This window comes from Dactylosporangium sp. CA-139066 (assembly GCF_050936175.1).
Classification (GTDB): Bacteria; Actinomycetota; Actinomycetes; order Mycobacteriales; family Micromonosporaceae; genus Dactylosporangium.
In genome coordinates, this window is the sequence record NZ_JBNJNH010000001.1 from 5,182,030 (window position 1) to 5,207,546 (window position 25,517).

The window sequence follows — 25,517 nt, forward strand, 5'->3', positions numbered from 1 at the left end:
CCCGCGACGGCCCTGCGCGCCACCACGCCGTCACCGGCACCCCGGGACCTCGCACCATCCGCGACGACCGCGACGAGCCGAGCGCGTCACCACGCCGTCACCGGCACCCGCGACCGCGTACCGACCGCGGCGGTCGCGGTGGCTTGGCTGGAGTGGGAAAGGCTCAGGCCGTTGGGTTGAGGCAGAGGCAGAAGGGCTTGTCCGCCGGATCGGTGAAGACGCGGAACGTCGTGCCCGAGCTCGGGACCCGCGTGGCGCCCAGCGCGACCACCGCCGACTCGCCCGCGTCCAGGTCGTCGACCAGGACGTCGAGGTGGAACTGCTGCGGATACGCCGGGTCGGGCCAGCGCGGGGCGTTGTAGTCGGCCACCTGCTGGAACATGAGGGGCTGGGCGCCGTCCTCGCCGATCATCGCCATGCCGTCGGCCTCGTAGGTGACGGGCTTGCCGAGCAGTTGGGCGTAGAAGGCGGCCAGGGCGGCGGCGTCGGGGCAGTCCAGCATCACGGCCATCAGGGAGATGCCGGGGTTGTCGGGCTTGAGGCACAGGTCGAACGGGTGGCCGGACGGGTCGGACAGGGTGTGCCAGTGCTCGTTGCGGGCCAGGACCGTGGCGCCCAGGGACTCGGCGCGCTTCGTCCACTCGTCCAGGTCCGGCACGCGCAGGTCCAGGTGGGCCTGCTGCGGGTGCTCCTGGCCGGGCCACGTCGGCGGGGTGTGGTCGGGGGCGTGCTGGAACGCGACCGTCCAGCCGTCCGGCGTGCGCAGCGCGACCCAGTCGTCGTCGGCGTCCTCCGGCAGCTCGGTCCAGCCGGCGAGCTCGCCGTAGAAGGCGGCGAGGCCGCGGAAGTCGGCGGCGTCGAGCACAATCGAATCGAGCTTCCCGATCATGACCAAGCTCCCCTCGTGTTCCAACACCTCGCACATTAGCCCCGGGGTACGACAAAAACGGCTCTCCTGACCGACCTGTGGGTGGGTCGGCGTGGCTGAATGGGTGCACGCCGTTGCCCTGCCTAGGTTCTGGCTTGTCGAAGGTCAGAATCTTGGTGGCGGGAGAACGGCGTGCGTGGTGCCAGGGTATGGGCTCGGTTGCTGGGCGTCGAGGACACGGTCGTTGAGCGTGTCGAGTTCGACGAGCAGGAGGGTGTGATCGTCGCGTCGGTGCGGCCGGGGCGGGGGCAGCGACGGCGGTGCGGGGTCTGCCGACGGCGGTGTCCGGGCTATGACCAGGGTGTGGGACGTCGGCGGTGGCGGGCTCTGGATCTGGGGGCGGTCCTGGCGTTCGTGGAGGCCGACGCGCCGCGGGTGCGCTGCCCGGTCCATGGTGTCGTGGTTGCGGCGGTGCCGTGGGCGCGGCACGGCGCCGGTCACACCTGCGGCTTCGACGAGACGGTGGCGTGGCTGGCCACGGTGTGTTCGAAGGCGGCGGTGACCACGCTGATGCGCATCGCGTGGCGCAGTGTGGGCGCGATCATCGCCCGGGTATGGGCCGACACGGCCGGCCGTGTCGATCTGCTCGACGGGCTGCGTCGTATCGGCGTTGATGAGGTCTCCTATCGCAAAGGCCACAAATACCTGCTGGTCGTGGTCGACCACGACACCGGCCGGCTGGTGTGGGCCGGCAAAGGGGCGGACAAGGCGGCCCTGACCGCGTTCTTCCAGCACCTGGGACCGGCCCGGTGCGCTCGGCTCACCCACGTCTCCTCCGACGCTGCGGGATGGATCACTCCGGTGCTGGCCGAGTACTGCCCGGATGCGGTCCGGGCGGCTGACCCGTTCCATGTGGTCGCCTGGGCCACCGCCGCTCTGGACGAGCAGCGGCGGGCGTCCTGGAACGCTGCCCGCGGCGCGGCGCGTGGCACGACCCGCGCCAATCACCGCAACCACCGTCCGACCGGCCCGGTCAAGACCCTCAAACACGCTCGGTGGGCGTTGTGGAAGAACCCGGCCGACCTGACCGCCCGGCAGCGTGAACAGCTGGCCTGGATCGCGAAGACCGACCCTGCGCTGCACCGGGCCTGGGCGTTGAAAGAAGGCCTCCGGACCGTGTTCGTCATCGCCCGGCGCAGCCCGGTCGAGGCCGTCGAGGCCCTGGACCGCTGGCTGAGCTGGGCCCGCCGCTGCCGCCTGCCCCAGTTCGTCGAACTGGCCCGCAAGATCGTGCGCAACCGCCCGGCGATCCTCGCCTCGATCCAGCACCGCTTGTCCAACGCCCTGATCGAGTCGATGAACACCAAAATCCGGCTCATCACCCGCACCGCGTTCGGGTTCCACTCCGCCGAAGCCCTCATCGCACTGGCCATGCTCACCCTCGGCGGTCACCGCCCCGCACTACCCAGAAGATGATCATCAACCAACCCACGGACACGTCAGGAGAGCCACAAAAACCGGCAGGATTGCGACCGGGCGGCGCGATTCGGGGCAGACGCCCGAGCAGGGGGCGACGAGATCCGGCTGGGCGACACGGTGCTGCGCGTCGTGGCCACCAGGCAGGATCGCGCGAAGGTGGTACCGCGGCGCGTCCACTGTGGAGCCGACGTCGGCGGGGAGCCTGGCAGGTGGTGCTGCAGACCCAGGCGGGTGCCGATCCAGCGGCGCAACCCCGACGTGCCGCGGCCCCTGGCCGAAGTCGTCGACGCGGCGCTGCGGGACCGGCCCGAGATCGGCTCCCCGACCTGCGCCGGGCCCTGGCCGTGCGAGAGCTCTGACCGAAGACGGCGGCGATCGTTCGGGTACCGTTCCGATCATGTCGAGCCCGCCCTCGGCGGGCCGCACCGCCGCCATCGCCGTCGCCACCGGCCTCAACTACGGGTACTTCGGCGCCGCCATGGCCGGCGCGCAGCTGTTCCTCAGCCCCCAGCTCGGCCTGAGCGTCGGCGAGCAGGGGACCCTGTTCGCGGTACCGGTGCTGGGCATGCTCTTCGGCGTCCTCGTCGCCAACCGCGTCGTCACCCGTGCCGGGCGACGGGCCACGCTGCTGGCCATGTCGCTGGTGATCGCCGGGCTCGGCGCCGTCTCGCCCCTGGTCGCAAACCTCTGGTGGATCGACGGCACCCGGCTGCTCATCGGCGTCGCGGTCGGCGTCATGACCGTCGTCGTGCCCGTCTACGTCGCCGAGGCCGCGCCGCCGGCGGTGCGCGGGCGCCTCGCCGTGCTGTACCAGGTGGCCACCGTCGGCGGGGTCGTCGGCGCGTTCGTGGTCGCCTACGCGCTGTCACCGGCCGGCCTGTGGCGCGTCATGCTCGCCGTCACCGCCCCGGCCGCCGCCGTCTGCGCCGCACTGCTGCTCAGGGCGCCCGACACCGTCGCCGGCGCCCGGCGCGAACCGGGGCCCGGGGTGCTCGCCGAGCTGTTCGGTCCGCGGTACCGCCCGGTGACCACCTTCGTCGTCATCCTCGGCGCGCTCGTGCAGCTGACCGGCGTGAGCGCGGTCGGCAACTTCGCGCCGCGCATCTTCGAGGGCATGGGCTTCCGCGGCTCGTTCGCCCTGCTCATCCTGCCCGCCATCGTGCAGGTCTGCGGGCTGCTGGCCGCCCTGGCCTCGGCCTCGGCGGTCGACCGGCTGGGCCGCCGCGCGACGCTGCTCGGCGGTACGGCGGTGATGGCGGCCGGCCACGCCCTGCTGGTCGCCGCGTTCGCCGCCGAGCGGGGCGGGACGGCGCTCGGACTGGCCGGCCTGCTGGCGTTCACCGTCGGCTTCAACGCCGGCCTGGGCTCACTGCTGTGGATCTACGCCTCCGAGGGGTACACCGACCGCCTCCGCGGCGCGGGTGCCACCGCTCTGCTGCTGCCCAACCTCGCCGCGAACTTCGTCCTCGCGCAGTTCTTCCTCGGCGCGCTGAGCACGCTCGGCGGCGCCCGGACGTTCGCCGCGCTCCTGGCCGTGTCGGCCGGGTCGTGGTTCTACCTGTTCCGCCGCGCCCCGGAGACCCGCGGCCGCACGCTGGACGAGATCCACGAGTACTGGCAGAACGGCCGCTCCTGGGCCAAGCCCTAGTCCACGCTGATCCGCGTCGCCCGCCGGACCGTTTCGATGATCCAGTCGTCCGGCGCGCCGGTGCCGCGCAGGGCGTGCAGGAGGGCGGCGAGCAGGCGGTCGCGGCGGCCCTCCGGCTCGCGCAGCCGCTCGATCAGGGCGGCCCGGCCCGGGTCGCCCTCGGGGAGCCGGGTCACGTCGGTGCGCAGCCACAGCCGCCGGCGCCGCTCGGGCCGCAGCGCCCCCTGCGCCACCAGCGCGTCGCGGGTGTGGGCGTAGGCGCGCGCCGCCCACCGGTGCACCCACTCGGCGTCGCTGCCGGAGCGGTCGGCGCGCATCGCGTCGAGCAGCGGGTGGCCGGTCGGCTCGGCTGATTCGAGGCGGTCGGTCAGCACGAGCTCGCCGAGCGCCGCGCCGGCCACGCGGATGGCCAGCACCCCGCCGTGCCCGCCGAACGGCCGGTCCGCCGGGTGCCCGGCCAGCAGCAGCTCCTCGGGCAGCGTCGGCCCCGCCATGCCGGCCACCGTACAACGCCCGGTGTGCTGCGCGAGCCGCGCTACGGCTACGACCTGCGGCAGTCCCTCGTCGAGCGGGGGCTGCCGATCGAGGAGAGCACGCCGACGTGGTCGGCCTCCTGCCCCGCGCGCAGCGCCCCGACGTGGCGCTCGAGCTGCGGGCCCTGCTGGCCGACGAGGCGGCGCAGCCTCGCCGTCTGCGCGGTGCTGACCTGGGGCATCGGCTCCGGCCCGATCTTCACCGCCGCCCCGACCGACGAGGCGATGAAGAGCTGGAGCGCGCTGATCATCCTGGCCTCGCTGGTCGAGCTGGCTGTGCGCGCCCGCCGGTTGAGCGTCGCGCACGCCCTGAACCGCCGTTAGGATTTCGCCATGCCGTACGACGTCGTCGAGCTTCGTCAGCACTTCCCGGCCCTGCAGGGCCCGACCGCGTACTTCGACGGGCCCGGCGGCACCCAGACCCCGCGCGAGGTCGGCGCGGCGGTCGCCGACACGCTCACCGGCCCGCTGTCCAACCGGGGGCTGACCGCCGACTCGCAGCTGCGGGCCGAGCGGGCCGTCGAGCAGTTCCGCCTCGCGTACGCCGACTTCCTCGGCGCGCCGCCCGGCGGCATCGTCTACGGCCGCAGCGCCACCCAGCTCACCTACGACCTGTCGCGCACGATCGCCAAGACCTGGCGGCCCGGCGACGAGGTCGTGGTGAGCCGCCTCGACCACGACTGCAACGTGCGCCCGTGGGTCCAGGCCGCCGCGGCCGCCGGTGCGACCGTGCGCTGGATCGACTTCGACCCGGCCACGTCCGAGGTCCCCGCGGACAGCGTCGCCGCCGCGATCACCCCGCGCACCCGGCTCGTGGCCGTCACCGGCGCCTCCAACCTCATCGGCACGCGCCCGCCGGTGCGCGCGATCGCCGATGCCGCCCATGCGGCCGGTGCCCTCGTGTACGTCGACGGCGTGCACTACGCCGCCCACGTGTTCGTCGACGTGGCCGAGCTCGGTGCCGACCTGTTCGTCTGCTCGCCGTACAAGCTGCTGGGACCCCACTGCGGGGTGCTGGCCGCGGCCCCGGCGCTGCTCGACTCCCTCGACTTCGACAAGCTCCTGCCCGCCACCGACGAGGTGCCGGAGCGCTTCGAGCTCGGCACCCTGCCGTACGAGGTGATGGCCGGCGCGACGGCGGCGGTCGACTTCCTGGCGGGGATCGCCCCCGGTGGCGGCGACCGCCGGGCCCGCCTCGCCGCCTCGTACGCGGCGATCGAGGAGCACGAGTCGCGGCTGCTGCAGCGCCTCGAGGACGGCCTGGCCGCCCTCGGCGACGCCGTGACGCTCCACTCCCGGGCCGCGTCCCGCACGCCCACGCTGCTGCTGACGTTCCCCGGCCGCAAGGCGTGGGACGCGTTCCAGTTCCTCGCCGGCCGCGACGTCCTGGCGCCGGCCGGGTCCTTCTACGCCTACGAGCCCTTCCGCCGCCTCGCCGTCGACGACGAGCACGGGCTGCGGCTGGGCCTGGCGCCGTACAGCGACGACGACGACATCACCCGCGCGCTGGAGGGCATCGCCGCCTGGCTCGACGCGTAGGCTGCGGCTCATGCGAGCTAACGGGACCTTCAGCGTGAAAAGCTTCGTGCCGACGGAGGTCGTACCCGACCCGGCGATCACCACGGCGCTGCCGGTGGGTCTGTCGCTCATGGAGAAGGTGTACGACGGCGAGATCGCCGGCCGCTCGGCCACCCTGTTCACGGCCGCGTACGACCCGGCCTCCGGCGCCGGGACCTACCTTGCGATGGAGTCCTTCGAGGGCACCGTCGACGGCCGCGCCGGCGCGTTCAACTTCGTGCACTCGGCCACCACGTCCGGCGCCGACCGCACCGGCGAGTACTTCCTCATCGTGCCGTCCAGCGGCACCGGCGACCTGGCCGGCATCCGCGGCGCGGGCGGCCTGACCGTCGACGAGGACGGCACCCACCGCGTCTGGTTCGACTACGAGCTCTGAAGGCTGAGGCCCGCCGCCGAGGGACATCGGCGGCGGGCCCAGCGCCCCTGAGCACCTCAGCTCAGTCGGTGGGGGTCAGCCCGACCGAGGCGCGGAACGAGCCGTCCATCTCGAACGGCACCGACTCGTGCTCGTGCGTCACCAGCCAGCGCCCGTCGATGCGGCGCAGCCCCAGCGTCACCCGGAACCACAGGCTGAAGCTCTCGGTCGAGCCGCGAGGCACGGCGGTCAGGCAGTCGAGGCTGGTCGCGAACGCCACGTCGCCGTCCGTGGTGATCTCCAACCGGGTGACCTCGCGCCGCGGCGGCGCCTCGAAGGTGGCCATCCAGGCCTCCAGCGGGCCCGGGTCCCGGCCGTCGCCCGCCTGGCGCAGCGGCGGGGCGAGGGTGTACTCGACGAAGCTGGGCGCGTAGTACGACATGATGGCCTTGGCGTCACCCTGCTGCAGCAGCGCGGCCTTGCCCTCGATGGCTTCCCGGATCTCGTCCATGACAGGTCCTACCTTTCTCTCTTGCCCGGGATGTCGAAGCCGAGCCGGCCGGTTTCGACATCCCGGGCAAGAGCGAAGGAGAGCAGCCATGAAGTACGTGATCCTGATCCAGTCGAACCCGCAGTCGCTGGCCGTCTGGGAGACGCTGACCGATCAGCAGCGCACCGACTTCGGCCTCGGCCACCTGCGGCTGACCGAGGAGATGCGCGAGGCCGGCGTGCTGGTGGTCAGCGAGGGGCTGGGCGACCCGGCCCTGGCCACCCAGGTCTCGGTGCGCGACGGCCGGACGATCACCTCCGACGGCCCGTACGCCGAGGTCAAGGAGCACCTGGCCGGCTTCTACCTGATCGACGTCGCGGATCGCGACGAGGCGGTCGCCTGGGCCGCGAAGGCGCCGGACGCCGCGTACACCCGGGTCGAGGTGCGCCCGATCCTCGATATGAGCACATGGGAGCTGTGACCGGGCTGCCGGACCTGCTGCGCGAGTGCGCGCCGCAGGTCCTGGCCGCCGTGGTGCGCCGCTACGGCGACTTCGAGGCCTGCGAGGACGCGGTGCAGGAGGCGCTGATCGCGGCCGCCCGGCAGTGGCCGGAGACCGGCGTCCCGGAGCACCCGTCGAACTGGCTGATCACCGTGGCGAGCCGCCGGCGGGTGGAGCTGCTGCGCAACGAGACGGCCCGCCGGCGCCGCGAGGAAGCGGTCCGCCAGGAGCCCGCGCCGCAGGTCCGCGGCGACGACGAGCTGGCGTTGCTGCTGCTGTGCTGCCATCCCGCGCTGAGCGTGCCGGCGCAGGTCACGCTCACCCTGCGCGCGGTCGGCGGCCTCACCACCGCGGAGATCGCCCGGGCGCTGCTGCTCCCGGAGGCCACCGTCGGCCAGCGGATCACCCGCGCCAAGCAGCGCATCCGCGACACCGGCACCCGGTTCGAGATGCCCGCGCCGGGCGCGCTGGGCGAGCTGGGCGAGCGTCTCACCGCGGTCCGCCAGGTGCTCTATCTGATCTTCAACGAGGGCTACACGGCCAGCTCCGGCGACGCGTTGAACCGGGTGGAGCTGACCCGGGAGGCGATCCGGCTGACCCGGCAGCTGCACCGGCGCCTGCCGGACGACGGCGAGGTGGCCGGCCTGCTAGCGTTGATGCTGCTCACTGACGCGCGCCGGCCCTCGCGGACCGGCCCGGACGGCACCCTGGTCCCGCTCGCCGAGCAGGACCGGCGCCGCTGGGACGCGGCCGCGATCGCCGAAGGCGTCGCGATCATCACCCACACGCTGGCGCGGGCCCCGATCGGCCCGTACCAGCTGCAGGCCGCGATCGCGGCGGTGCACGACGAGGCAGCCCGCGCCGAGGACACCGACTGGCCGCAGATCCTCGCCCTGTACGGGATGCTGCACGCACTCGCCCCGAGCCCGATGGTCACGCTGAACCGGATCGTGGCACGCGCCATGGTCGACGGCCCGGAGGCCGGGCTCGCCGCCCTGGACCAGATCGCCGACGACCCGGTGCTGTCCCGGCACCACCGGACCGCGGCGGTCCGGGCCCATCTGCTGGAGCTGGCCGACGACCGGGACGGGGCACAGGAGCAATACCGGCTGGCGGCTCGGCTCACGCTCAGCCGTCCCGAGCAGCGCTATCTGGAGTCGCGCGCCGCGCGGCTCCTATGAACCCTTTCCACCTGGGATCGGCCGATGCATCCGCACCATCGCCGGTCGAGTTCCTTGACGCTCTGCGCAAGGCCGGCAAGCGGAAGCAGCCAGCCCCGGATGGGCGGCCCTGGCCACGCCGGACATTGGCCCGGGTCACCTCCTCCTTTCGTCGCGGCGTGGCCGTGCGCCGACCTCGGTCAAAGCCGGCGTAGGGCTGCCGGGCCCGGTGTCTGCGGGGTCGCTCCGGGCCCGGCGGCTCTCGCGGTGGTCTGTGGTCAGTCCGGCGGCGAGCCCCGGATGGCCGAACGCGGCTCGGGCGCGACCGCCGCCATGACCGGGCGCCGAGGCGGAGCCGGCGCGGCGCGGTCAACGTGTCCGCCCGCCGCGCCGCGATAGAGGTCGACGCGCGCCACGGCGCCGAACACGACGCGTATGCCGCGGCCGTGCCGGCGCCGTAACCCGGCGAGGGCCAGTGCCGGCACCGCCACCGCTGCCGCCGTCGTGAGAACCTGAACCAGGCGACGGCGAGGTGCGGTCACACCCATGATCTCCACCCCCGTGAAGTGCGAATTGTGCGACGCGGGACTCAGCCTTTCGCGTCGTGGCAGGGGCGGCAAGAGCCGGTTCGAGCCTGTGGATAACTGCGCGGCGCGCGGCAACCCGGCGCCCGGCGGTCACGGCGCGTGTCGTATCGTCACGGTGGTGAGCACTCCTGGAACCGAGGCACCCGTACGCACCCGCATCGCGCCGTCGCCCACCGGCGATCCGCACGTCGGCACCGCGTATGCCGCCCTGTTCAACCTCGCGTTCGCGCGCAGGAACGGCGGCGAGTTCATTCTGCGGGTGGAGGACACCGACCGCACGCGCTACGTCGAGGGTAGCGAGCAGCAGGTCTTCGACACGCTGCGGTGGCTCGGGTTCAGCTGGGACCAGGGGCCGGACGTCGGCGGGCCCGCCGCGCCCTACCGGCAGTCCGAGCGGCTGCCGATCTACCGCGAGGTCGCCGAGCGGCTTCTCGCCGAGGGGCACGCCTACGAGTGCTGGTGCTCGTCGGAGCGGCTCACCCAGATGCGCGAGCGGCAGCAGAAGCTGAAGATCCCCACCGGGTACGACCGGCTGTGCTACGGCAAGACCCGCGAGGAGCGCGCCGAGCTGCCCGGCTTCACCGAGGTACCGGTGCTGCGCATGCTCGTGCCCGACGACGCGCGGATCACCTTCAGCGACCTCATCCGCGGGGAAATCACCCCGCCGCAGCCCGACGACCAGGTCATCCTGAAGGCGGACGGCTTCCCGACGTACCACCTGGCGGTCGTCGTGGACGACAACGCGATGGGCGTCACGCACGTCATCCGCGGCGAGGAGTGGATCAGCTCCACCGCGAAGCACCTGCTGCTGTACCGCTGGCTGGGCTGGGCGGAGCCGCAGTATGCGCACATGCCGCTGCTGCGCAACGCCGACCGCTCGAAGATCAGCAAGCGGAAGAACCCGGCGGCCCGCCTCAAGTGGTTCCAGGAGGAGGGCTACCTGCCCGAGGCGCTGGTCAACTTCCTGGCCCTGATGGGCTACTCCATGCCCGACGGCAAGGAGATCTTCACCTTCGACGAGGTCGTGGAGAGCTTCGACTTCGCCCGCGTCAACCCGGTCGGCCCGGTCTTCGACATCGACAAGCTGAACTGGCTCAACGGCCACTACCTGCGGGCCCTCGACGACGACGCGTTCCTGCGGGCGGCCGAGCCGTTCCTGCCGGGCGGCCTCACCGGCGAGGACATCCGTGGCCTGGTCGTGCCCCTGCGCGAGCGGACGAAGAAGCTCTCCGAGCTGGCCGAGCAGCTGGACTGGCTCGCCGCCGAGACGGTCGAGATCCAGCCGGCCGACCTGGCCAAGCACGGCCTGCCCGCCGCCGACGCGCGCACGGCCCTCGAGGCGTTCGCGAAGAACCTGGAGCAGCTCGACCCGTTCGAGCAGGCGCAGATCACGGCCACGCTCGACCGCGTCGTCGCCGAGCTCGGCCTGAACCGGCGCCGCTCGTTCATGACGGCCCGGCTCGCGCTCGTCGGCAAGCCGGTCTCCCCGCCGCTGGACGACACGATGGCCGCGCTCGGCGCCCAGCGGACGGTGCAGCGCCTGCGCCAGGCCTCGGCGGCGATCGAGGGCTGACCCGCCCCAGCACGGCGCCGGCGGCGTCAGCCGTACGTGAGATCCATCGTGTCGGCATGCCCGGGCCAGGTGAGGCGCAGCCGCCAGCACCCGGCCCGCGGCAGGTCGACGATCGACGGCCCGGGCCCGCCCGGGACGGTGCGCCGGGCCGTCTCGCCCGGCCCGTCGAGCGTGGCGTCGATCACGAGGTCGCCCGGCCCGGCGGACCCGTCCTTCGCCACCCACAGGATCTTGTTGGCCTTCCCGTCGGTGCGGTTGGCCGTCAACGGATCGCCGAAGAGCGCCGCGACGATCGCGGCGCCGTCGCCCATGACGTGCGGCATGCTCGTGTCGCCAGAGAAGCCGTCGCGGGCCCACTCCGGCAGCGGCCCGCCGTCGATGGGCGAACCGCACCCGCTGCGGGCCGCCCGGGGCTGAGCCGAGGGCGCGCCGGCGTGGTCGGTGGTCCCGGTGCAGGCCGCCACCAGGGTGGTCGCCATGACGAGGACGATTCCTCGGTACCGCATGAGCCTCACACCACAACGACCCGCCACCCGGCCGGAAGGTTCCCGCGAAACTGCGACCCCCCGGATGCGTGATTGTCCCGTACCCTCTGGGGCCATGACCGTCGAAGCTGTGCGTCCGGACCGTCCCGTGCAGGTGCGGGTCGCCCTCTGGCTGCAGCTCGCAGCCATTGTGCTGCTGCTCGGGCTGGCCGGGCTCGTCGCCGCGTACGCGGTGCACTACAACGACGTCATCACCGAGGTTGCGGCGCGGTACCCGGATGAGGCCGACACCGTCAGCAGCGAGCGGACCGGAAACGTCGCGTCGGCGCTGCTGGTGGGGATCCCGGCGCTCATCCTCGCCGTCTGGTACGCCGCGACGCTGCGGCCGCTGTGGCGGGGGTCCAACGTCGCGCGCATTCTCGTGTTCGTCGCCGGCGGCGGGCTCGTGCTGATGGGGCTCTCGCAGGTCTGCGGCGGCGGGTTCCCGCTCGCGCTGATCGCGTTCGCGTTCGACGACAACGGCTTCGTCGACGGGCCCGACGGGGACCAGGGGTTCCTCGACGCGCTCTACAGCCGGACGGACACGTTCGCCGCCGTTGCCATGGCGTCGGGGATCGGCGGGCTGCTGCTCGTCGTCGCGCTCTCCGGGGCCGTCGTGCTGCTGCTCGCGCTGCCGCCCGCGCACCGGTACTTCGTGCCGCGGGTCACGCCGCCCCCGGCGCCGTTCGGGTACTTCCCGCACGGGCCTTACATGATCTGCCCCGATCCGTCGGCGCACCTGCCACAGGCGGCGGCCCCCGAGCCGCCGACAGTGCCGTAAACCGCATCGCGGCGACGGGGCTTTATCGGTACAGTTGCGGCATGACGCTGACCGCGGACGCCAAGGTGCAAGGGCGGGCCGTCGGGTGGGCCCTGGTGCCGCTTGGGCTCATGTTTCTGGCCGTCGGGCTGTCCACGGCGCTGGTGTTCCCGTTCCTGTCGCTGTTCCTGAGCACGGCGGTCAACGCCGGTCCCGTCCGGGTGACCGTGTTCCTGGCCGCGGCGCCGCTCGCCGGGGTCGTGGCCACCACGCTCGTCGGGCGGGTGTCGGACCGGTGGCCGATCCGGCGGTGGATTCTCGTCGGGGCGGCCGTCGCCGGGGTCGTCGGGACCGGGCTCACCGCCTTCGTCCGCGACTACTGGGTGCTGCTCGCGCTGACCGTCACCGCCACCGCGGCCGCCGGGGCGCTGTTCCCGCAGACCTTCGCGTACGCGCGGCAGATCCTCGAGCGCGACAGCCCGGCCCACGCGGCCGTCGGCATCAGCGCGATGCGCACCGTGTTCTCCCTCGCGTGGGTGGCCGGGCCGCCGATCGGGGCGCTCATGCTCGACCTCGGCGGGTTCCGGCTGGTGTACGGGCTGGCGGCCGGGATGTACGCGCTGGCCGCCCTGGTCGCGTTCCTGCGGCTGGAGGACGTCCGGACACAGCCGACCCCGGACGGCGGGCCGGTCGCGCCGGCGCCGGCCGCGGGGCGCCGGACACTGCTGCTCACCGCGGGCGCGTTCGTGCTGCTGCAGGTGCCGCTGACGCTCGGGGTGCAGGCCCTGCCGCTGTTCATCGGCGAGGACCTGCACCGCAGCGCGTCGAACGCCGGGCTCATCCTCGGGCTGTGCGCGGCGCTGGAGATCCCGCTGATGCTCGGGCTCGGGGCGCTGACGACCCGGTTCCGGGTGCGCACGCTCATCCTCGTCGGCGGCGCCTGCGGCGTCGCCTACTACGCGATCGCGCTGGTCACCCCCGGGATCTGGGTGCTGGCCGCGGCGCAGGTCGTGAACGCCTTCTTCATCTCCGCCGTGTCGGGCGTCGGCATCACCTACATGCAGGACATGATCCCCGGCGAGCCGGGCCGGGCCACGACCCTGTTCACCAACACGTTCCCGATCGGGGCGGTGCTCGCCGGGCCGCTGTTCGGGGTGGCGGCGCAGATCGGGTACCGCTCGGCGTACGCCATGGGGACCGCGCTCTGCGCCGCCGGGCTGGTGCTGCTCATCGCAGTTCGGCCGGCAGTTCGCGCCGGTGCAGTACCACCAGGCCCGCCACCGCCCGCGTGAGCACCACGTACAGGCGGCTCAGCCCGCGCGGCTCGGCATCGACGATGTCGGCCGGCTCGACGACGATCACGTGGTCGTACTCGAGGCCCTTGACCAGGCTCGCCGGCATCACCGGCACGCCGGGCAGCGCCGGCACGAACGCGTCGGCGCAGATGACGGCGACCGTCGCGCCCTGCGGGGCGTCGGCGAGCGCCTGCTGTACCGCGGACGGCAGGTCGTCGACCTGACGCACCGACAGGGTGCCGCCGGGCCGGTAGGAGCGCGTCGGCGTGATGCCCGGGGCGAGGGCCCGGGCGGCGAAGTCGGCGATCTCCTGCGGTACGCGATAACCGGTCGGCAGGTCCAGGGCTCGGACCTCGCGCTTGCCGAGGCGCTCGACCAGCGCGGACCAGTCCGGCACGGCGAGCGGGTGCGTGGCCTGGCCGAGGTCGCCGACGACGGTCATCGACGCGAACTCGGCCCGCCGGGCGATCATGCGGCACTCCATCGGCGAGAGGTCCTGGGCCTCGTCGAGGATGACGTGCAGGTACGGCTCCGGGACCGGCGTGTCGTCGACCTCCTCCTCCGGCAGCGGTTCGGCGAGCAGCGGCACGTAGCCCTCGTCGCCGTGCGGGTCGAAGCCGTCGGTCCAGCCGACGACGCGGTGGCCTTCGCGGAGGATGACGGCCTCGGCCCAGCGCTGGGCGGCGCCGACCTGGTCGTTGTCGATGCCCTGCCCCGCGAGGGCCATCGGCGTCAGGAGGCCCGGCGCGTACAGCTCCCAGCCCTCACGCAGCCCGCAGGCGAGCACGAACGTCGACGGCGGCCTGGCCTCGGCGCCGAGCTCGCGCAGCTTCCACTCCGGCTCGGGGGCCCGCGGCCGCTTCGGCGGCGCGCCGAGCATGCCGGTGAGCTCGTCCAGCAGCGGCACGTCGTCGATCGACCAGTCGGCGCGGTCGCGGTACGTGGCGGCGAGCGCCTCGGCCTCGGCGGCGTCCAGCCCGGCGGCCCGCGCGGGGTCGGCGAGCCACGGCAGGACCGTCTGCGGGGTGAGCGCCGGCCACCACGCGTGCAGGAACCGGACGAACTCGCCGCGGTCGGCGACCTCCTCGTCGAACAACCCGCGCTGCAGGTGCCGGCCGTCGGCCCGCGCCCACAGCGCGTCCAGCAGCGCCGCGGCGGCGTCCTTGCGGCCCGCGTTGGGGCGGCGGCCGTCGGCCTCGCAGCGCTCGCGCGCCCGCCGGCGGGCCTCGGCGAGGTCGTCGGCGGCGAGGGTGAGGACCTGCCCGGCGTACACCACCCGGAGCCGCTGCGGCGCGGACGGCGGTGCCTGCCACATGAGCTCCGTCAGGACCCCGAGCATGCGCTCGCCGCCCTTGACCGCGGCGACGGCGGCGGGGTCGCGGCGGACCGCGGTCACGCCGTCGAACAGCTCACCGACGGCCCGCAGGTGGACGCTGTCCTCGCCGAGCGAGGGCAGGACCCGGCCGATGTATGCGGTGAACGTCGTCGACGGGCCCACGACGAGGATGCGGCCGTCGGTGAAGCGGCCGCGGTCGGTGTACAGCAGGTAGGCCGCCCGGTGCAGCGCGACCTGCGTCTTGCCGGTCCCCGGCCCGCCCGTGATGAGCGTGACCCCGCGGGCCGGCGCCCGGATCGCCCGGTCCTGCTCCTGCTGGATGGTGGTCACGATGTCGCGCATGTGCGGGCCGCGGGAGCGGCGCAGCGCCGCCAGCAGCGCCCCCTCGCCGAGCACGCGCAGGTCGCCGGCCCGCTCCGGGGTCAGCACGTCGTCGTCGAGGTCGATCACCTCGGGCCCGCGGCAGATGATGACCCGGCGGCGGATCACGCCGAGCGGCTCGCCGGCCGTCGCGCGGTAGAACGGGGCGGCGGCCGGGGCCCGCCAGTCGACCAGGAGCGGTTCGATGCCGTCCCGGACGCCGAGGCGGCCGATGTGGTACGTCTCGTCGTCATCGAAGTCGAGCCGGCCGAACACGATCCCCTCGGCCTCGGCGTCGAGCGTCTGCAGCCGCGCCGCCGCCTTCAGCACCATCGCGTCGCGCTCGACCAGCCCGGTGACCGTGCTGCCACTCGCGCGCCGGTGCCCCTCGTCGGCCAGCGCCGAGGCCTCGGCCCGCATGTCCTCGAGCCGCTCGTACACCCGGTCGACGATCTTCTGCTCGGCGGCGATCTCCTGCGTCCTGGCGTCGGGCACGGTGCTCCTCGGTGTGGGCAGACAAGGGGACCTGCCTACGGTAGGGCCGCCGCCCGGGTCGAAAATCGTGATTCGGGCCGATTTGCGCGGTCGCTGCGGGACGTATGATTACAGTGGCGGGATGTTCCGGCGGTCGGCGACCTTCGCGGCGTGCCTCGCCATGGTGCTCCTGGTCAGCTCGCCGGCGCCGGGCCGGCCGGCGCTCCCGCCCCTGCGCGTGCTGCAGCTCAACCTCTGCGACAGCGGCTACGCCGGCTGCTTCTCCGGGCGCGCCGTGCCCGCCGCGGCGACCCTCATGCGCGACCGCCGCCCCGACGTGGTCACCCTCAACGAGATCTGCGACGACGACGTGTCCACCCTCGGCGCCGTGCTGCACGAGCTGTACCCGGGCGACACCGTGGTGCGGGCGTTCCGGCCGGCGTACGACCGGCGCAGCGGCCGCCCGTTCCTGTGCCGCAACGGCCGCGTGTACGGCATCGGCCTGCTCGCCCACCTCCGTTCGCCGCGGTACTCGGTCGACGGCGGGCTGTACCCGGCCCAGGACGTGACCGACCCGGAGGAGCGCGCCTGGGTGTGCGTGCACGCGCCCGGCGCCTACCTGGCCTGCACCACCCACCTGGCCAACACGAAGCCCTCGGTCGCCCTGGCCCAGTGCGTGTACCTCTTCGGCACCGCCGTCGCCGGCCTGCGCGCCCGGTCCGGCTACGAGCCCACCGTCCTGGCCGGCGACCTCAACCTGCCCTCGGTCGCCGGCTGCCGCCCGTCCGGCTACGCCGACCGCAACGACGGCGCCGTGCAGCACGTGTTCGCCACGGGTGATTTTCTCGTCACCACCAGCGACGCGCTCGACCTCAGCCCCGTCACCGACCACCCCGGCCTGCTCGTGACGCTGGCCATGGTGCGGGCCGACTGACCGGGCCGTAGGCTGCCGCGGTGCTCCTCGTTGCGGTGCTCCTGCTCGTCGTGGTCCTCGGGTTCGCCGTGGCCCGCCCGTTCGGCCTGCCCGAGGCCGTCGCGGCGGTGCCCGCTGCCGGGGTCGCCGTCGGTGCCGGCCTGGTGCCGTGGCGCGACGCCGTGGGGGAGGCGCGGGCGCTCGGCCCGACCGTGGGGTTCCTGGCCGCCGTGCTGCTGCTGTCGTACCTCGCCGAGGTGCACGGCGTGTTCGCGTACATCGGCGACGTGGCCGCCCGCCGCAGCCGCGGCCGCCCGCGCCGCCTGCTCGCCGCCGTGTTCGCGGCCGCCTCACTGGTCACCGCCGTGCTCAGCCTCGACGCGACGGTGGTGCTGCTCACCCCGGTCGTCTTCGCCGCCGCGCTGCGCATCCGGGCCCGCCCGACGCCGCACGTGTACGCGTGCACGCACCTCGCCAATTCGGCATCCCTGCTGTTGCCGGTGTCGAACCTGACGAACCTGCTGGCGTTCGCGGCTTCGGGCCTGGGCTTCGCCGCGTTCGCCGGCCTCATGGCGGCGCCCTGGCTGGTGGTGATCGGGGTCGAGTACCTGGTGCTGCGCCGCTTCTTCGCCGCGGACCTGGGCGCCGGCGTGGACCCTGCCCCGTCCTCTGCGACGCCGGCCCCCCGCTACGCGCTCATTGTCCTCGCCGCCACGCTGGCCGGTTTCGCCCTCGGCCAGCCGCTCGGCGTGCACCCCGCGTTCGCCGCGGTGGCCGGCGCCGTCGCCCTAGCGGTCCCGCTGGTTCGCCGCCTTACATTCCTTTCGCTGGTCAAGGCCGCAAACCCGGCATTCTGCGCCTTCGTGCTGGGCCTCGGCATTGTGGTGCTGGCGGTTCGCGAGCACGGCCTGGGCCGCCTGGTGGACGCGCTGGTGCCCGCCGCGCCGACGTTCCTGGGCCTGCTGGCGGTCGCCGCTCTGGCCGCCCTGCTGGCGAACGTGCTCAACAACCTTCCGGCGACGCTGGTACTGCTGCCCGCGGTTCAGCATTCGCCGGGTCTGCTGCTGGCCGTGCTCATCGGGGTCGACGTGGGCCCGAACCTGACGTACGTGGGCTCGTTGGCCACGCTGCTGTGGCGCCAGATCCTGCACGCCCGCGACGCGGCCCCGTCGGCTCGCCAGTTTCTTCGTCTTGGTGCGTTGACTGTGCCGGCGGCTTTGGTGGCGGCGGTGGCCGCTCTGTGGGCCGGCCTCCGCCTGTCGGGCGTGTAGCGGCCGCGCGTTCGTCCGGCTGCGTTGACTCGCCGCTTCGGGCCCGCGCTGTCGGCCGCCCTCTTAGCCGCCCGGGCGTGCTGCGGCTGCGCGGTGGCGTTCGTTGCGCTGCGGTGACTTTTGGCCGGCCACGGCGGCAGTGCGGTCTTCGATTGCTCGGGTCTTCGCGACACTCGCCTCCGTCCGCCTCGTCTGCCGTCCGCCCGGCCTTCGCCGCCCGCGTGGCCCAGGTGCGTATGAGCCGACGTTTCGCCAAGATTTGAGCGGCAAATCATGAAATATCCGAATTGCGCCGCGATAATTGGCGGATGCTTGCGGGGCCGCTCCGGTAGCGGCGATTTGGGTGATCTGCGAGGCTCTGGCCCATGAACGTGCTCGTCTGGATCGCCGAGGGCACATGGGCAGCCGCCGCCGACGCCGCCGCCCGTTTCGCCCCACCCGACGCCGAGATCACGCTGCTGCACGTCGTCGACCCGGCCCTGATCGCCGAGGTCGGCGGCGCCTGGACGGGCCTGCTCGGCCGCGGCCACCGCGACCACGGCCCGGCAATCGACGCCATGGCCGCCACCGCGGAGCAGGACCTCCTGGCCGCAGCCGCCGCGCGCCTGCCCCGCCCCGCCACCTCCGCCGTCCGCCGCGGCCCGTCGGAGCGCGAGGTCGTCGCCGCCTGCCTCGACCTGCGCGCGGACGTCCTGATCGTGGCCCGCGACGGCGAACGCCACCATCCCGGCCCCCGCAGCCTGGGCCGCCAAACCCGCTTCGTCGTCGACCACGCCCCCTGTCAGGTCCTGCTCGTGTGGCCGTAGGGCCACCAAGAGCACGCAGCCGCAACGCCGACGTCCGCGCGGCTCTGCAACGTCCACCGACGCGGTCCGCGGCAGGCGGCGCGATCGCCAGCGCAGCGTGCGCGCCCCGCGACGCGCGGCACGAGGAACCGCCTCCACCCGCCACGCGACCGCACGCGGCGGCCGACGGAACGCGCGGCGGGCGGCGGCGGCGGAACGGGCGGCGGCGGAACGGGCGACGGAACGGGCGGCGGGCGGCGGGCGGCGGCGACGGAACGGGCGGCGGGCGACCGAACCCGCCGCGGGAGCACTCGGCGAGGCCGTCAACAGCACTCGTCCCGCGTCGCACGACATGCGGCCGGCGGTTCGCCTTCACGCGGCCGACCGGCACGACCGCACGCGGCCGGCACCTGGCACGCGGGCGGCACCTGCACCACCCGCGTGTGGCAACCGCGCCTCGCGGCGGCTGGCGGCGCACTCCAGGCCGAAGCCGGCGAACGCGTGCCTTCAAAGCAATGCGCCGGCCGCGATCGCGCGGCGCGAGCGTGGGGTGCCGGCACGGGGCGTCGGCGGTGCGCCCGCGCCGGCAATCGCTGGCGCCAGGCGGCGACGTCCGCGCGGCCGGGCGCGCCCGACCGAAGGTGAGCCCAGGGGCGGGGAACCGGGCCGGTACGGTGAGGATCATGTTCAGCGTTCCGCTCAGCGACGGCGCGCAGCTGCGGCCGCTCGAGCCGTGGCAGGCCGAAGAGTTTCTCGCGCACATGGACCGGGCCCGGGCCACCGTCGACCCGTGGATTCCGTGGGCGTCGATCAGCACGGACCTGGCGTCGGCGCGGGCGACCCTGCAGCGCTACGCCGACCTCGCCGCCCGTGACGCCGGACGGCTGTACGGGATCTGGCTCGACGGCACGCTCGTGGGCGGCACGATGTTCGTCTCCTTCGATGCGGCCTCCGGGGTGTGTGAGCTCGGGTGCTGGCTGGAGCCGGCCGGGCAGGGGCGCGGGCTGATCACCGGGGCGGCGAGGGTGCTCATCGACTGGGCGCTGCGCACGCGTGGGCTGCACCGGGTCGAGTGGCACTGCCGGCCCGACAACGTGGCCAGTGCCAGCGTTGCGCGGCGGCTTGGGATGCGGCTTGATGGTGTGATGCGGGAGTCGTACCCGTACGCGGGCGTCCGGCACGACACCGAGATCTGGTCGCTGCTGGCAACCGACATGGCCTAGAAAAGAAGACCGGCATGGCCTAGAAATACTGGAAATGCAGAGGGAGTAGGCGGGTCGCGCGCTATCCGGTTCCTGCTCCTCCACGCTACAACACGCCACCTAATTGACCTTCGAGCGCGCTACCCAGCGTAGCAACAGGGCGACGCTCCCAGGAGCGCCGCCCTCGAACCAGGCCGCCTCAGCAGGCGTTGCTGCGGAAGTCCGAGACCGCGGTGCCGGTGAAGCCGCAGGTGTACGGCGTGAAGCGGGCGTCCTGGTTCAGCCACCGCTTGAACCACGAGACCATCGCGCGCGAGGCGGTCGCGTTGGTGGTCTGCGGGAAGAAGTGGCTCTGGCCGGTCAGCTCGACGTACGTCTTCGGGCCCGCCAGGGTGTTGTAGAACGGGATCGAGTGGCTCGCCACGGGGGCGACGGTGTCGGACTGGCCGCCGACGATCAGGACCGGCTCGCTCACGTTGTTCCACGTCTTGTCCGAGTCCCACGGTGCCAGGGGCACGCCGGCCTTCACCAGGCCGGTGGTGTCCGCGGCCAGGGCCTCCAGCGTGCCGCCGCCGCCCATCGAGTGGCCGGCCACGCCGCGGCGGCTGCCGTCGGCGCGGGAGCGCACGGCGGTCGGGGCGGTGTTGACGGCCCAGTTCAGTGCGGCCAGGAGCTGGTTGCCGCGGCTCGCCGGCTGGTCGTAGACCGAGTTGGTCTCGATGCCGACGACCACGAAGCCCCACGATGCCAGGCGCGGGCCGATCCAGGCCAGGCTCGACCAGGTGGCGGTGAAGCCGGGGGAGACGGCGACGACCGGGTAGCGGCCCGTGGCCGTCGGGTAGTACACGCGGCCGCCGCCGAAGCCGGTGACCGTGCTTGCGATGCCGGCCGACGTGACCGCGAAGCTGCCGTCGCCGGTGATGTTCGACGCGGTCGGGGCCTGGCCGATCTCGTCGGCGATCGCGGGGGTGGTGGCGACGGCCACGCCGCCGCCCATGAGCGCGAGGATCAGTGCGGCCCGCAGGCCGATCCGGGCAAGTCGCTGCACAACTGCCTCCCATGCATAGAGATGGGCGTCAGTATGTGCAGGCGGCGGGGGCCGGCGGATCCGTGAAATCGCCAGTGTAGGCTGCCCGGGTGAGTGAGCCGTTCGCGCTGCCGCCGTGCGATCCGGGCGGGCCCGACGCGGCCGCGATCGCCGCCTCGATCGAGGGCTGGGTGACGTCCCCGGCGATGGTCGACCTGGTCGGGCACTTCGGCGGCGAGGTGCCGGACGGGCCGATGGAGACCGTGCTGGAGCGGCTGGCCGAGTTCTCGAAGGTGTGGGACTTCCGGGCCGGCGTGAAGGAACGGTTCGACACCGAGCGGATCGACTTCGGGCCGGAGCTCGACCCGTGGGTGCGCGAGCGGATCCGGGCGCTGGGGCTCGGCGGGCGGGCGCACCCGCGGTACGACACCTATGACCACGTCGTCGTCCTGGGCGGCGGGATCCGGGTCTCCCTGGGGCGCAGCGACTACACCGCCCGGCTCTTTGCCGGCGGGCTCAGCGCGCGGACCCTGGCCGGGCTCGGGAGCCTGCGGTGGCGCGACGACCGCGAGCACCGCGAGGGGCTGCGCCTGGGGCTCGGGCCGATCGAGACCGAGGCCGACATGATGGCCGAGAGCCTGCGCCGCTTCTTCGAGCTCACCCCCGAGCCGGTGGCGCTGCGCCGCGGCGAGGACTGGTGGCACCGGCGGTGGGCGGGGCCGGGCGCGGCCGAGGTGCACGTGCTCGCCGCCGCGTCGACGCGCCCGCCGCTGCGGGCCAACACCGCCGACACGCTCATCGGGTGGGCCGAGCACATCGGCGCGCCGGCGCCGACCGACCGGGTCCTGCTGGTGACGAACGACCCGTACGTGCGGCACCAGCACTGCGACGCCGTCCGGCTGCTCGGCGACCGCTACGGCTGCGGCATCGAGACGGTCGGGTTCGACGAGCTCGCCATGCAGGCGTGGGGGCGGCCGCTGAGCACGACCGAGCTGCTGCAGGAGGTCCGCTCGTCGCTGCTGTCGATGCGCAACCTGCACGACCACTTCGCCGTGGCCCGCTAGGAGACCGCTGAATAATCCGGCATGCTGTTACCCCAATTTGATCGGGTTTGGTCGATAATTGGTGGGTGCAGGGTCGTTCTGGTCCCGGGCGGGAGTTGCTGGACACCGCGGCGCTGGTGGGACATCTGGTCCCGGCGGGCAGTGTGTACGCGTTGCTGGCCGAGCAGCGTGAGGTGCTGTTCCCGGACGGGATGTTCGCGGACTTGTTCCCGTCCGGGCGGGGCCGGCCGTCGCTGCCGGGTGCGGTGATCGCCTCGGTGCTGGTGTTGCAGATGTTGCAGGATCTGTCCGACCCGGAGGCGGTCCAGGCAGTGCGCTGTGATCTGCGGTGGAAGGTGGCGTGCGGGCTGCCGATCGACCATGCAGGGTTTCATCCGACGACGTTGACGGTGTGGCGGCAGCGGCTGCGGGCCTCGGACCGCCCGGACCGGATTTTCGAGGCGGTCCGGGCGGTGGTCGCGGCGACCGGGGTCCTCACGGGCAAGACCCGCCGGGCCCTGGATTCGGTGGTGTTCGACGATGCGGTGGCCACCCAGGACACGATTACGCAGTTGATCGCGGCGATGCGCCGGGTGCGGCGGGAGGTGCCCGGCGCCGCCGGGGTCATCGCCGCGCAGTGTCACGCTCATGACTGGGACGATCCGGGTAAGCCCCGTATCGCCTGGGACGACAAGACCGCCCGCGACGCCCTGGTCTCAGCGCTGGTGGGCGACGCGACCACGGTCGTGGACGCGTTCGCCGGCGCGAAGCTGACCGAGCCGGCCGGGCAGGCCCTGGCCCTGCTTGCCCTGGTCGCCGGGCAGGACGTCGAACCGGCCGAGGGCTCCGACGGCACCGACGGGCGGTGGCGTATCGCCCGCCGGGTCGCGCCGGAGCGGGTGATCTCCACCGTCGACCCGCAGGCCCGGCACGTGCACAAAACCGTCCACCACCGCCAGGACGGGTTCAAAGGCCACGTCATCATCGAGCCGGACACCGGCCTGTTCACCGGCGCCACCCTCACCGAAGCCGCCGGTGAGACCAACCACGAGGCCGTCGTCGGGCTGGCCCTGCTCCAGCAGGACATCGACGCAGCCACCACCGACAACCCCCGAGCGTTCGAGGTGCTCGGTGACACCGCCTACGGCACCGGCGAAGCCCGCGCCGCCCTCGGCGAGGCCGGGCACACCGCGATCATCAAACCCGGCCCGCTGCGCCCGGCCGTGCCCGGCGGGTTCACCCTCGACGACTTCACCATCGACGAGACCAACGGCACCGTCACCTGCCCGGGCGGGCTCACCCGGCGGCTGAGCGTCAACCGCACCGCCACATTCGGTGCCGGCTGCCGCGGCTGCCCGCTACGCGCGCAGTGCACCACCGCCAAAGACGGCCGGTCGATCACCCTGCACCCACACGACGCGCTGCTGCGCGCCGCCCGCCGCGACTGGGCCACCAACCCCCACCTGCGCACCACCTACCGCCGCCACCGGCCCATGGTCGAACGCTCCATCGCCTGGCTCATCGGCCCGAAAGGCCGCTGCCGCAAACTGCGCTACCACGGCACCACCGCCAACACCTGGTGGCTGCGCACCCGCATCGCCGCCCTCAACCTCCGCCGCCTGCTCAACCTCGGCCTCACCCGACAGACCACCGGCTGGACCCTGACCTGAACCCCCCGAGACCAGACACTCCCCGCCCCGCCCAACAGCCCCTACGCTGAACCTGACGGGGAAGGCAAGCTCGCTGTCCAGCCACACGCTGTGACTCACACGCCGCCAGACGGCCTATTGAGACACCTTCCCCGTCACCTCTGACCAGACCCCGGTCCAGAAACCGGATTGTTCAGCGGTCTCCTAGGCGTCGAGGTCGGACAGGGCCGCGACGACCGGTCCGGTCCACTGTGGAGCGCTGTCGCGAAACTGCGTCGTGCGCAGCACGCTCATGCCGGCCGCGGCCGCGCCCGTCAGCTCGTCGTCGGAGCCGTCGCCGACGAACACGCACTCGGTCGCGGGCACGCCGAGGCGGGCGGCCGCGACGTGGTAGATGGCCGGGTCGGGCTTCGCCAGGCCGGTCTCGCACGAGAACACCGCGGCGTCGAAGCGGGCGGCCAGGCGGCTGGACGGCCACGCCTCGGCCGTTTCCGAGGTGGCGTTGCTGATCAGGGCGAGGCGGTGGCCGGCGGCGCGCAGGGCGTCCAGCACCGACAGGGTTTCGCCGGAGACGGTGTCGAGCAGGCGGCGGGCGAGGCCGCGCCGCAGCTGCGCCGCCCGCGCGACCGCGGCCTCCGGCGGCACCGCGCCGAGGCGGCCGGCGAGGATGCGCAGTGTCTCCTCGACGTTCCAGCGCACCAGGCGTTCGCGCCAGGTGCTGTGGTACAGCGAAACGAGCTCGGCCGGGGCGACGCCCACGAGTACGGCCATATCGGCAACAACCCGGTCACGCTCGTCGTCGGCGCCGTCGACAAGCGTGTTGTAGAGGTCGAACACGACTGGCCGTGGCATGGGCCGCATGGTACCCATATCGTCATGTCGTTGAAGGTCGGAATCGGCCTGCCACAGCTGAAGAACTTCGACCCCGCCACCGCGGTGACGCGCGCCGCGCGGGCGGCCGAGGATATCGGGTACGACAGCGTCTGGGTCTTCGAGCGGCTGCTGCTGCCGGTCGACCAGAGCGGCGAGCGCGGGCTGTACCGCATGCCGGGGGTGCCGTGGCCGCCGCGGTACGGCGGCGTGCTCGACCCCCTCGTCGCCCTGTCCATGGCCGCGGCGGTCACCGAGCGCGTGGAACTGGGCACCTGCGTGCTCGTCGCGCCGCTGCACGTGCCGGCGCGGCTGGCGCGGACCCTGGCCAGCATCGACGCCGTCAGCGGCGGCCGGCTCGTGGCGGGGCTGGGCAGCGGGTGGAGCATCGACGAGTTCGCGGCCGTGGCGCCGCGGCCGTTCGCGGAGCGCGGCGCGGCCCTGGACGAGTTCCTCGACGTGGCCGCGGCGATGTGGGCGCCCGACCCCGTGTCGTTCGGCAACGAACGGTACGAGGTCCGGCCGGCGGAGTTCGGGCCGAAGCCGGCGCGGCGCATTCCCCTGTACCTCGGCGGGAACACCGACGTGGCGCTGCGGCGCATCGCGCGGCGGGGCGACGGGTGGCTGCCGACCGGGCTGCCGCCGGCCGCGGTGGGCGAGACGCTGGGCCGGCTGCGGGAGCTGACCGCCGCGGCCGGGCGGGACCCCGCCGAGGTCGGGTGCACGTTCCAGGTCGGGCTGAGCACGCTGCGGCCGGGCGAGGACCGGCGGCCGTACACCGGCAGCATCGAGCAGATCGCGGACGACATCGCGCAGCTGGCCGAGGCCGGCGTCGACCACGTGTTCCTCACCGTGGCGAACGTGGTCGAGGACATGGACGAGTACGTCGACGTCGCGGGCCGCTTCTACAGCGCCGTGCGGGGCGCCTGACGGACGCCGGTGACGGACGAGCGCGGCAGGCGGCCCGCCCGCGAGTGGCCGGTCAGCGCATCGCCGTCGGCGACGACCTCGAAGTCGAGGTTGAGCCGCATCGGGCGGGTCACCGCCTGCCGCCACGTGACGGTGGCGCCGGCGACGGCGATGCCGGTCAGCGGCACGGTCTCGGCGCCCGCGGTCGCGGTGCCGGACAGGCCGCCGCCGGGCTCGGCGGCGAAGGTGTACACGGCGGCGACGGTGCCGATCGGGGTCTTCACGCGGACGTCCCACGTGCCGACGATGGGATGCAACGAGGTCTC

At 73.5% G+C, this 25,517-nt stretch carries 26 protein-coding genes; 17 read left to right on the forward strand and 9 right to left on the reverse strand.

The window, feature by feature from the left end; genetic code table 11:
- Window positions 1–163: 163 nt before the first annotated feature.
- The gene (locus tag ACQEVU_RS23790; RefSeq protein WP_433327059.1) at window positions 164–889 is read right to left on the reverse strand and encodes a VOC family protein; all 726 of its coding nucleotides are present in this window, start codon (window positions 887–889) and stop codon (window positions 164–166) included.
- 171 nt (window positions 890–1,060) lie between these two features.
- Here ACQEVU_RS23790 and ACQEVU_RS23795 point away from each other — a divergent pair, with 171 nt between their 5' ends.
- Together ACQEVU_RS23795 and ACQEVU_RS23800 are read left to right on the forward strand one after the other, a co-directional pair.
- Window positions 1,061–2,344 (forward strand): ISL3 family transposase, encoded by a 1,284-nt coding sequence (locus ACQEVU_RS23795; RefSeq protein WP_433327061.1) that lies wholly within the window; start codon window positions 1,061–1,063, stop codon window positions 2,342–2,344.
- Between the two features lie 400 nt (window positions 2,345–2,744).
- The gene (locus ACQEVU_RS23800; RefSeq protein WP_433327063.1) at window positions 2,745–3,995 is read left to right on the forward strand and encodes an MFS transporter; all 1,251 of its coding nucleotides are present in this window, start codon (window positions 2,745–2,747) and stop codon (window positions 3,993–3,995) included.
- Here the strand turns inward: ACQEVU_RS23800 and ACQEVU_RS23805 are convergent.
- Complete coding sequence (locus ACQEVU_RS23805; RefSeq protein WP_433327065.1) at window positions 3,992–4,489, reverse strand: GPP34 family phosphoprotein; 498 nt, start codon at window positions 4,487–4,489, stop codon at window positions 3,992–3,994. The genes ACQEVU_RS23800 and ACQEVU_RS23805 overlap by 4 nt on opposite strands.
- A 24-nt stretch (window positions 4,490–4,513) precedes the next feature.
- Between ACQEVU_RS23805 and ACQEVU_RS23810 the strand changes: the two genes are divergently transcribed.
- Genes ACQEVU_RS23810 through ACQEVU_RS23820 form a run of 3 tightly spaced genes read left to right on the forward strand, consistent with a single transcriptional unit; the run spans window position 4,514 to window position 6,482 of the window.
- Complete coding sequence (locus ACQEVU_RS23810; RefSeq protein ID WP_433327067.1) at window positions 4,514–4,852, forward strand: hypothetical protein; 339 nt, start codon at window positions 4,514–4,516, stop codon at window positions 4,850–4,852.
- 9 nt (window positions 4,853–4,861) lie between these two features.
- Entirely contained in the window at window positions 4,862–6,067 is a 1,206-nt protein-coding gene (locus ACQEVU_RS23815) for a cysteine desulfurase-like protein (protein WP_433327069.1), read from the forward strand.
- Window positions 6,068–6,077: 10 nt separating this feature from the next.
- A complete protein-coding gene (locus ACQEVU_RS23820; protein WP_433327071.1) occupies window positions 6,078–6,482 on the forward strand; it encodes a DUF3224 domain-containing protein in 405 nt (134 codons plus the stop codon).
- Window positions 6,483–6,543: 61 nt separating this feature from the next.
- Here the strand turns inward: ACQEVU_RS23820 and ACQEVU_RS23825 are convergent, their stop codons facing one another.
- Entirely contained in the window at window positions 6,544–6,972 is a 429-nt protein-coding gene (locus tag ACQEVU_RS23825; protein WP_433327073.1) for a YybH family protein, read from the reverse strand.
- An 88-nt stretch (window positions 6,973–7,060) separates the two neighbouring features.
- Here ACQEVU_RS23825 and ACQEVU_RS23830 point away from each other — a divergent pair, with 88 nt between their 5' ends.
- Together ACQEVU_RS23830 and ACQEVU_RS23835 are read left to right on the forward strand one after the other, a co-directional pair.
- Window positions 7,061–7,432, forward strand: coding sequence for a YciI family protein (locus ACQEVU_RS23830; protein ID WP_433327075.1), 372 nt, complete (start codon window positions 7,061–7,063; stop codon window positions 7,430–7,432).
- Window positions 7,420–8,634 (forward strand): RNA polymerase sigma factor, encoded by a 1,215-nt coding sequence (locus ACQEVU_RS23835; RefSeq protein WP_433327077.1) that lies wholly within the window; start codon window positions 7,420–7,422, stop codon window positions 8,632–8,634. Before ACQEVU_RS23830 ends, ACQEVU_RS23835 begins: the two co-directional genes overlap by 13 nt.
- Before the next feature lie 257 nt (window positions 8,635–8,891).
- Here the strand turns inward: ACQEVU_RS23835 and ACQEVU_RS23840 are convergent, their stop codons facing one another.
- On the reverse strand, window positions 8,892–9,161 hold the full coding sequence (locus ACQEVU_RS23840; protein WP_433327079.1) for a hypothetical protein: 270 nt from the start codon (window positions 9,159–9,161) through the stop codon (window positions 8,892–8,894).
- A 157-nt stretch (window positions 9,162–9,318) separates the two neighbouring features.
- On the opposite strand from ACQEVU_RS23840, the gene gltX reads away from it, so the two are divergent.
- Window positions 9,319–10,773, forward strand: a complete 1,455-nt coding sequence (gene gltX / locus ACQEVU_RS23845) for a glutamate--tRNA ligase (RefSeq protein ID WP_433327081.1) — start codon at window positions 9,319–9,321, stop codon at window positions 10,771–10,773.
- 26 nt (window positions 10,774–10,799) lie between these two features.
- Here gltX and ACQEVU_RS23850 read toward each other — a convergent pair whose 3' ends face one another.
- Window positions 10,800–11,252, reverse strand: coding sequence for a hypothetical protein (locus ACQEVU_RS23850; protein WP_433327083.1), 453 nt, complete (start codon window positions 11,250–11,252; stop codon window positions 10,800–10,802).
- A 121-nt stretch (window positions 11,253–11,373) separates the two neighbouring features.
- Here ACQEVU_RS23850 and ACQEVU_RS23855 point away from each other — a divergent pair, with 121 nt between their 5' ends.
- Together ACQEVU_RS23855 and ACQEVU_RS23860 are read left to right on the forward strand one after the other, a co-directional pair.
- Window positions 11,374–12,078 carry a hypothetical protein gene (locus ACQEVU_RS23855; RefSeq protein ID WP_433327085.1) on the forward strand — a complete coding sequence of 235 codons (705 nt, stop codon included), beginning with the start codon at window positions 11,374–11,376 and terminating at the stop codon, window positions 12,076–12,078.
- A 41-nt stretch (window positions 12,079–12,119) separates the two neighbouring features.
- Window positions 12,120–13,349, forward strand: coding sequence for a sugar efflux transporter (locus ACQEVU_RS23860; protein WP_433327087.1), 1,230 nt, complete (start codon window positions 12,120–12,122; stop codon window positions 13,347–13,349).
- On the opposite strand, the gene ACQEVU_RS23865 is transcribed toward ACQEVU_RS23860, so the two are convergent.
- Entirely contained in the window at window positions 13,285–15,543 is a 2,259-nt protein-coding gene (locus ACQEVU_RS23865) for a HelD family protein (RefSeq protein ID WP_433327088.1), read from the reverse strand. The genes ACQEVU_RS23860 and ACQEVU_RS23865 overlap by 65 nt on opposite strands.
- A gap of 121 nt (window positions 15,544–15,664) precedes the next feature.
- On the opposite strand from ACQEVU_RS23865, the gene ACQEVU_RS23870 reads away from it, so the two are divergent.
- The 4 genes from ACQEVU_RS23870 to ACQEVU_RS23885 all read left to right on the forward strand — a co-directional run bounded on the left by ACQEVU_RS23870 (window position 15,665) and on the right by ACQEVU_RS23885 (window position 19,714).
- The gene (locus ACQEVU_RS23870) at window positions 15,665–16,456 is read left to right on the forward strand and encodes an endonuclease/exonuclease/phosphatase family protein (protein ID WP_433327090.1); all 792 of its coding nucleotides are present in this window, start codon (window positions 15,665–15,667) and stop codon (window positions 16,454–16,456) included.
- 20 nt (window positions 16,457–16,476) lie between these two features.
- The gene (locus tag ACQEVU_RS23875; protein WP_433327092.1) at window positions 16,477–17,706 is read left to right on the forward strand and encodes an SLC13 family permease; all 1,230 of its coding nucleotides are present in this window, start codon (window positions 16,477–16,479) and stop codon (window positions 17,704–17,706) included.
- Window positions 17,707–18,071: 365 nt separating this feature from the next.
- Window positions 18,072–18,512: a universal stress protein gene (locus ACQEVU_RS23880; RefSeq protein ID WP_433327094.1), complete on the forward strand. Its 441-nt coding sequence runs from the start codon at window positions 18,072–18,074 to the stop codon at window positions 18,510–18,512.
- A gap of 662 nt (window positions 18,513–19,174) precedes the next feature.
- Window positions 19,175–19,714: a GNAT family N-acetyltransferase gene (locus ACQEVU_RS23885; RefSeq protein WP_433327096.1), complete on the forward strand. Its 540-nt coding sequence runs from the start codon at window positions 19,175–19,177 to the stop codon at window positions 19,712–19,714.
- A 178-nt stretch (window positions 19,715–19,892) separates the two neighbouring features.
- Here the strand turns inward: ACQEVU_RS23885 and ACQEVU_RS23890 are convergent, their stop codons facing one another.
- A complete protein-coding gene (locus ACQEVU_RS23890; protein WP_433327098.1) occupies window positions 19,893–20,741 on the reverse strand; it encodes an alpha/beta hydrolase family protein in 849 nt (282 codons plus the stop codon).
- 89 nt (window positions 20,742–20,830) lie between these two features.
- Here ACQEVU_RS23890 and ACQEVU_RS23895 point away from each other — a divergent pair, with 89 nt between their 5' ends.
- Together ACQEVU_RS23895 and ACQEVU_RS23900 are read left to right on the forward strand one after the other, a co-directional pair.
- Entirely contained in the window at window positions 20,831–21,784 is a 954-nt protein-coding gene (locus ACQEVU_RS23895; protein WP_433327100.1) for a hypothetical protein, read from the forward strand.
- 65 nt (window positions 21,785–21,849) lie between these two features.
- Window positions 21,850–23,433, forward strand: a complete 1,584-nt coding sequence (locus ACQEVU_RS23900; protein ID WP_433327102.1) for an IS1182 family transposase — start codon at window positions 21,850–21,852, stop codon at window positions 23,431–23,433.
- Between the two features lie 183 nt (window positions 23,434–23,616).
- Here ACQEVU_RS23900 and ACQEVU_RS23905 read toward each other — a convergent pair whose 3' ends face one another.
- A complete protein-coding gene (locus ACQEVU_RS23905) occupies window positions 23,617–24,264 on the reverse strand; it encodes an HAD family hydrolase (protein ID WP_433327104.1) in 648 nt (215 codons plus the stop codon).
- A 30-nt stretch (window positions 24,265–24,294) separates the two neighbouring features.
- Between ACQEVU_RS23905 and ACQEVU_RS23910 the strand changes: the two genes are divergently transcribed.
- Window positions 24,295–25,212: an LLM class F420-dependent oxidoreductase gene (locus ACQEVU_RS23910; RefSeq protein WP_433327106.1), complete on the forward strand. Its 918-nt coding sequence runs from the start codon at window positions 24,295–24,297 to the stop codon at window positions 25,210–25,212.
- Here the strand turns inward: ACQEVU_RS23910 and ACQEVU_RS23915 are convergent.
- On the reverse strand, window positions 25,188–25,508 hold the full coding sequence (locus ACQEVU_RS23915) for a hypothetical protein (protein WP_433327108.1): 321 nt from the start codon (window positions 25,506–25,508) through the stop codon (window positions 25,188–25,190). The genes ACQEVU_RS23910 and ACQEVU_RS23915 overlap by 25 nt on opposite strands.
- Window positions 25,509–25,517: the final 9 nt, after the last annotated feature.

Coding starts and splice junctions, on each gene's coding strand:
- ACQEVU_RS23820 (WP_433327071.1), top strand. CDS start 6,078: ATGCGAGCTAACGGGACCTTCAGCGTGAAAAGCTTCGTGCCGACGGAG.
- ACQEVU_RS23815 (WP_433327069.1), top strand. CDS start 4,862: ATGCCGTACGACGTCGTCGAGCTTCGTCAGCACTTCCCGGCCCTGCAG.
- ACQEVU_RS23840 (WP_433327079.1), bottom strand. CDS start 9,161: ATGGGTGTGACCGCACCTCGCCGTCGCCTGGTTCAGGTTCTCACGACG.
- ACQEVU_RS23880 (WP_433327094.1), top strand. CDS start 18,072: ATGAACGTGCTCGTCTGGATCGCCGAGGGCACATGGGCAGCCGCCGCC.
- ACQEVU_RS23830 (WP_433327075.1), top strand. CDS start 7,061: ATGAAGTACGTGATCCTGATCCAGTCGAACCCGCAGTCGCTGGCCGTC.
- ACQEVU_RS23855 (WP_433327085.1), top strand. CDS start 11,374: ATGACCGTCGAAGCTGTGCGTCCGGACCGTCCCGTGCAGGTGCGGGTC.
- ACQEVU_RS23870 (WP_433327090.1), top strand. CDS start 15,665: ATGTTCCGGCGGTCGGCGACCTTCGCGGCGTGCCTCGCCATGGTGCTC.
- ACQEVU_RS23850 (WP_433327083.1), bottom strand. CDS start 11,252: ATGGCGACCACCCTGGTGGCGGCCTGCACCGGGACCACCGACCACGCC.
- ACQEVU_RS23885 (WP_433327096.1), top strand. CDS start 19,175: ATGTTCAGCGTTCCGCTCAGCGACGGCGCGCAGCTGCGGCCGCTCGAG.
- ACQEVU_RS23805 (WP_433327065.1), bottom strand. CDS start 4,489: ATGGCGGGGCCGACGCTGCCCGAGGAGCTGCTGCTGGCCGGGCACCCG.
- ACQEVU_RS23800 (WP_433327063.1), top strand. CDS start 2,745: ATGTCGAGCCCGCCCTCGGCGGGCCGCACCGCCGCCATCGCCGTCGCC.
- ACQEVU_RS23790 (WP_433327059.1), bottom strand. CDS start 889: ATGATCGGGAAGCTCGATTCGATTGTGCTCGACGCCGCCGACTTCCGC.
- ACQEVU_RS23905 (WP_433327104.1), bottom strand. CDS start 24,264: ATGCCACGGCCAGTCGTGTTCGACCTCTACAACACGCTTGTCGACGGC.
- ACQEVU_RS23825 (WP_433327073.1), bottom strand. CDS start 6,972: ATGGACGAGATCCGGGAAGCCATCGAGGGCAAGGCCGCGCTGCTGCAG.
- ACQEVU_RS23860 (WP_433327087.1), top strand. CDS start 12,120: ATGACGCTGACCGCGGACGCCAAGGTGCAAGGGCGGGCCGTCGGGTGG.
- ACQEVU_RS23835 (WP_433327077.1), top strand. CDS start 7,420: ATGGGAGCTGTGACCGGGCTGCCGGACCTGCTGCGCGAGTGCGCGCCG.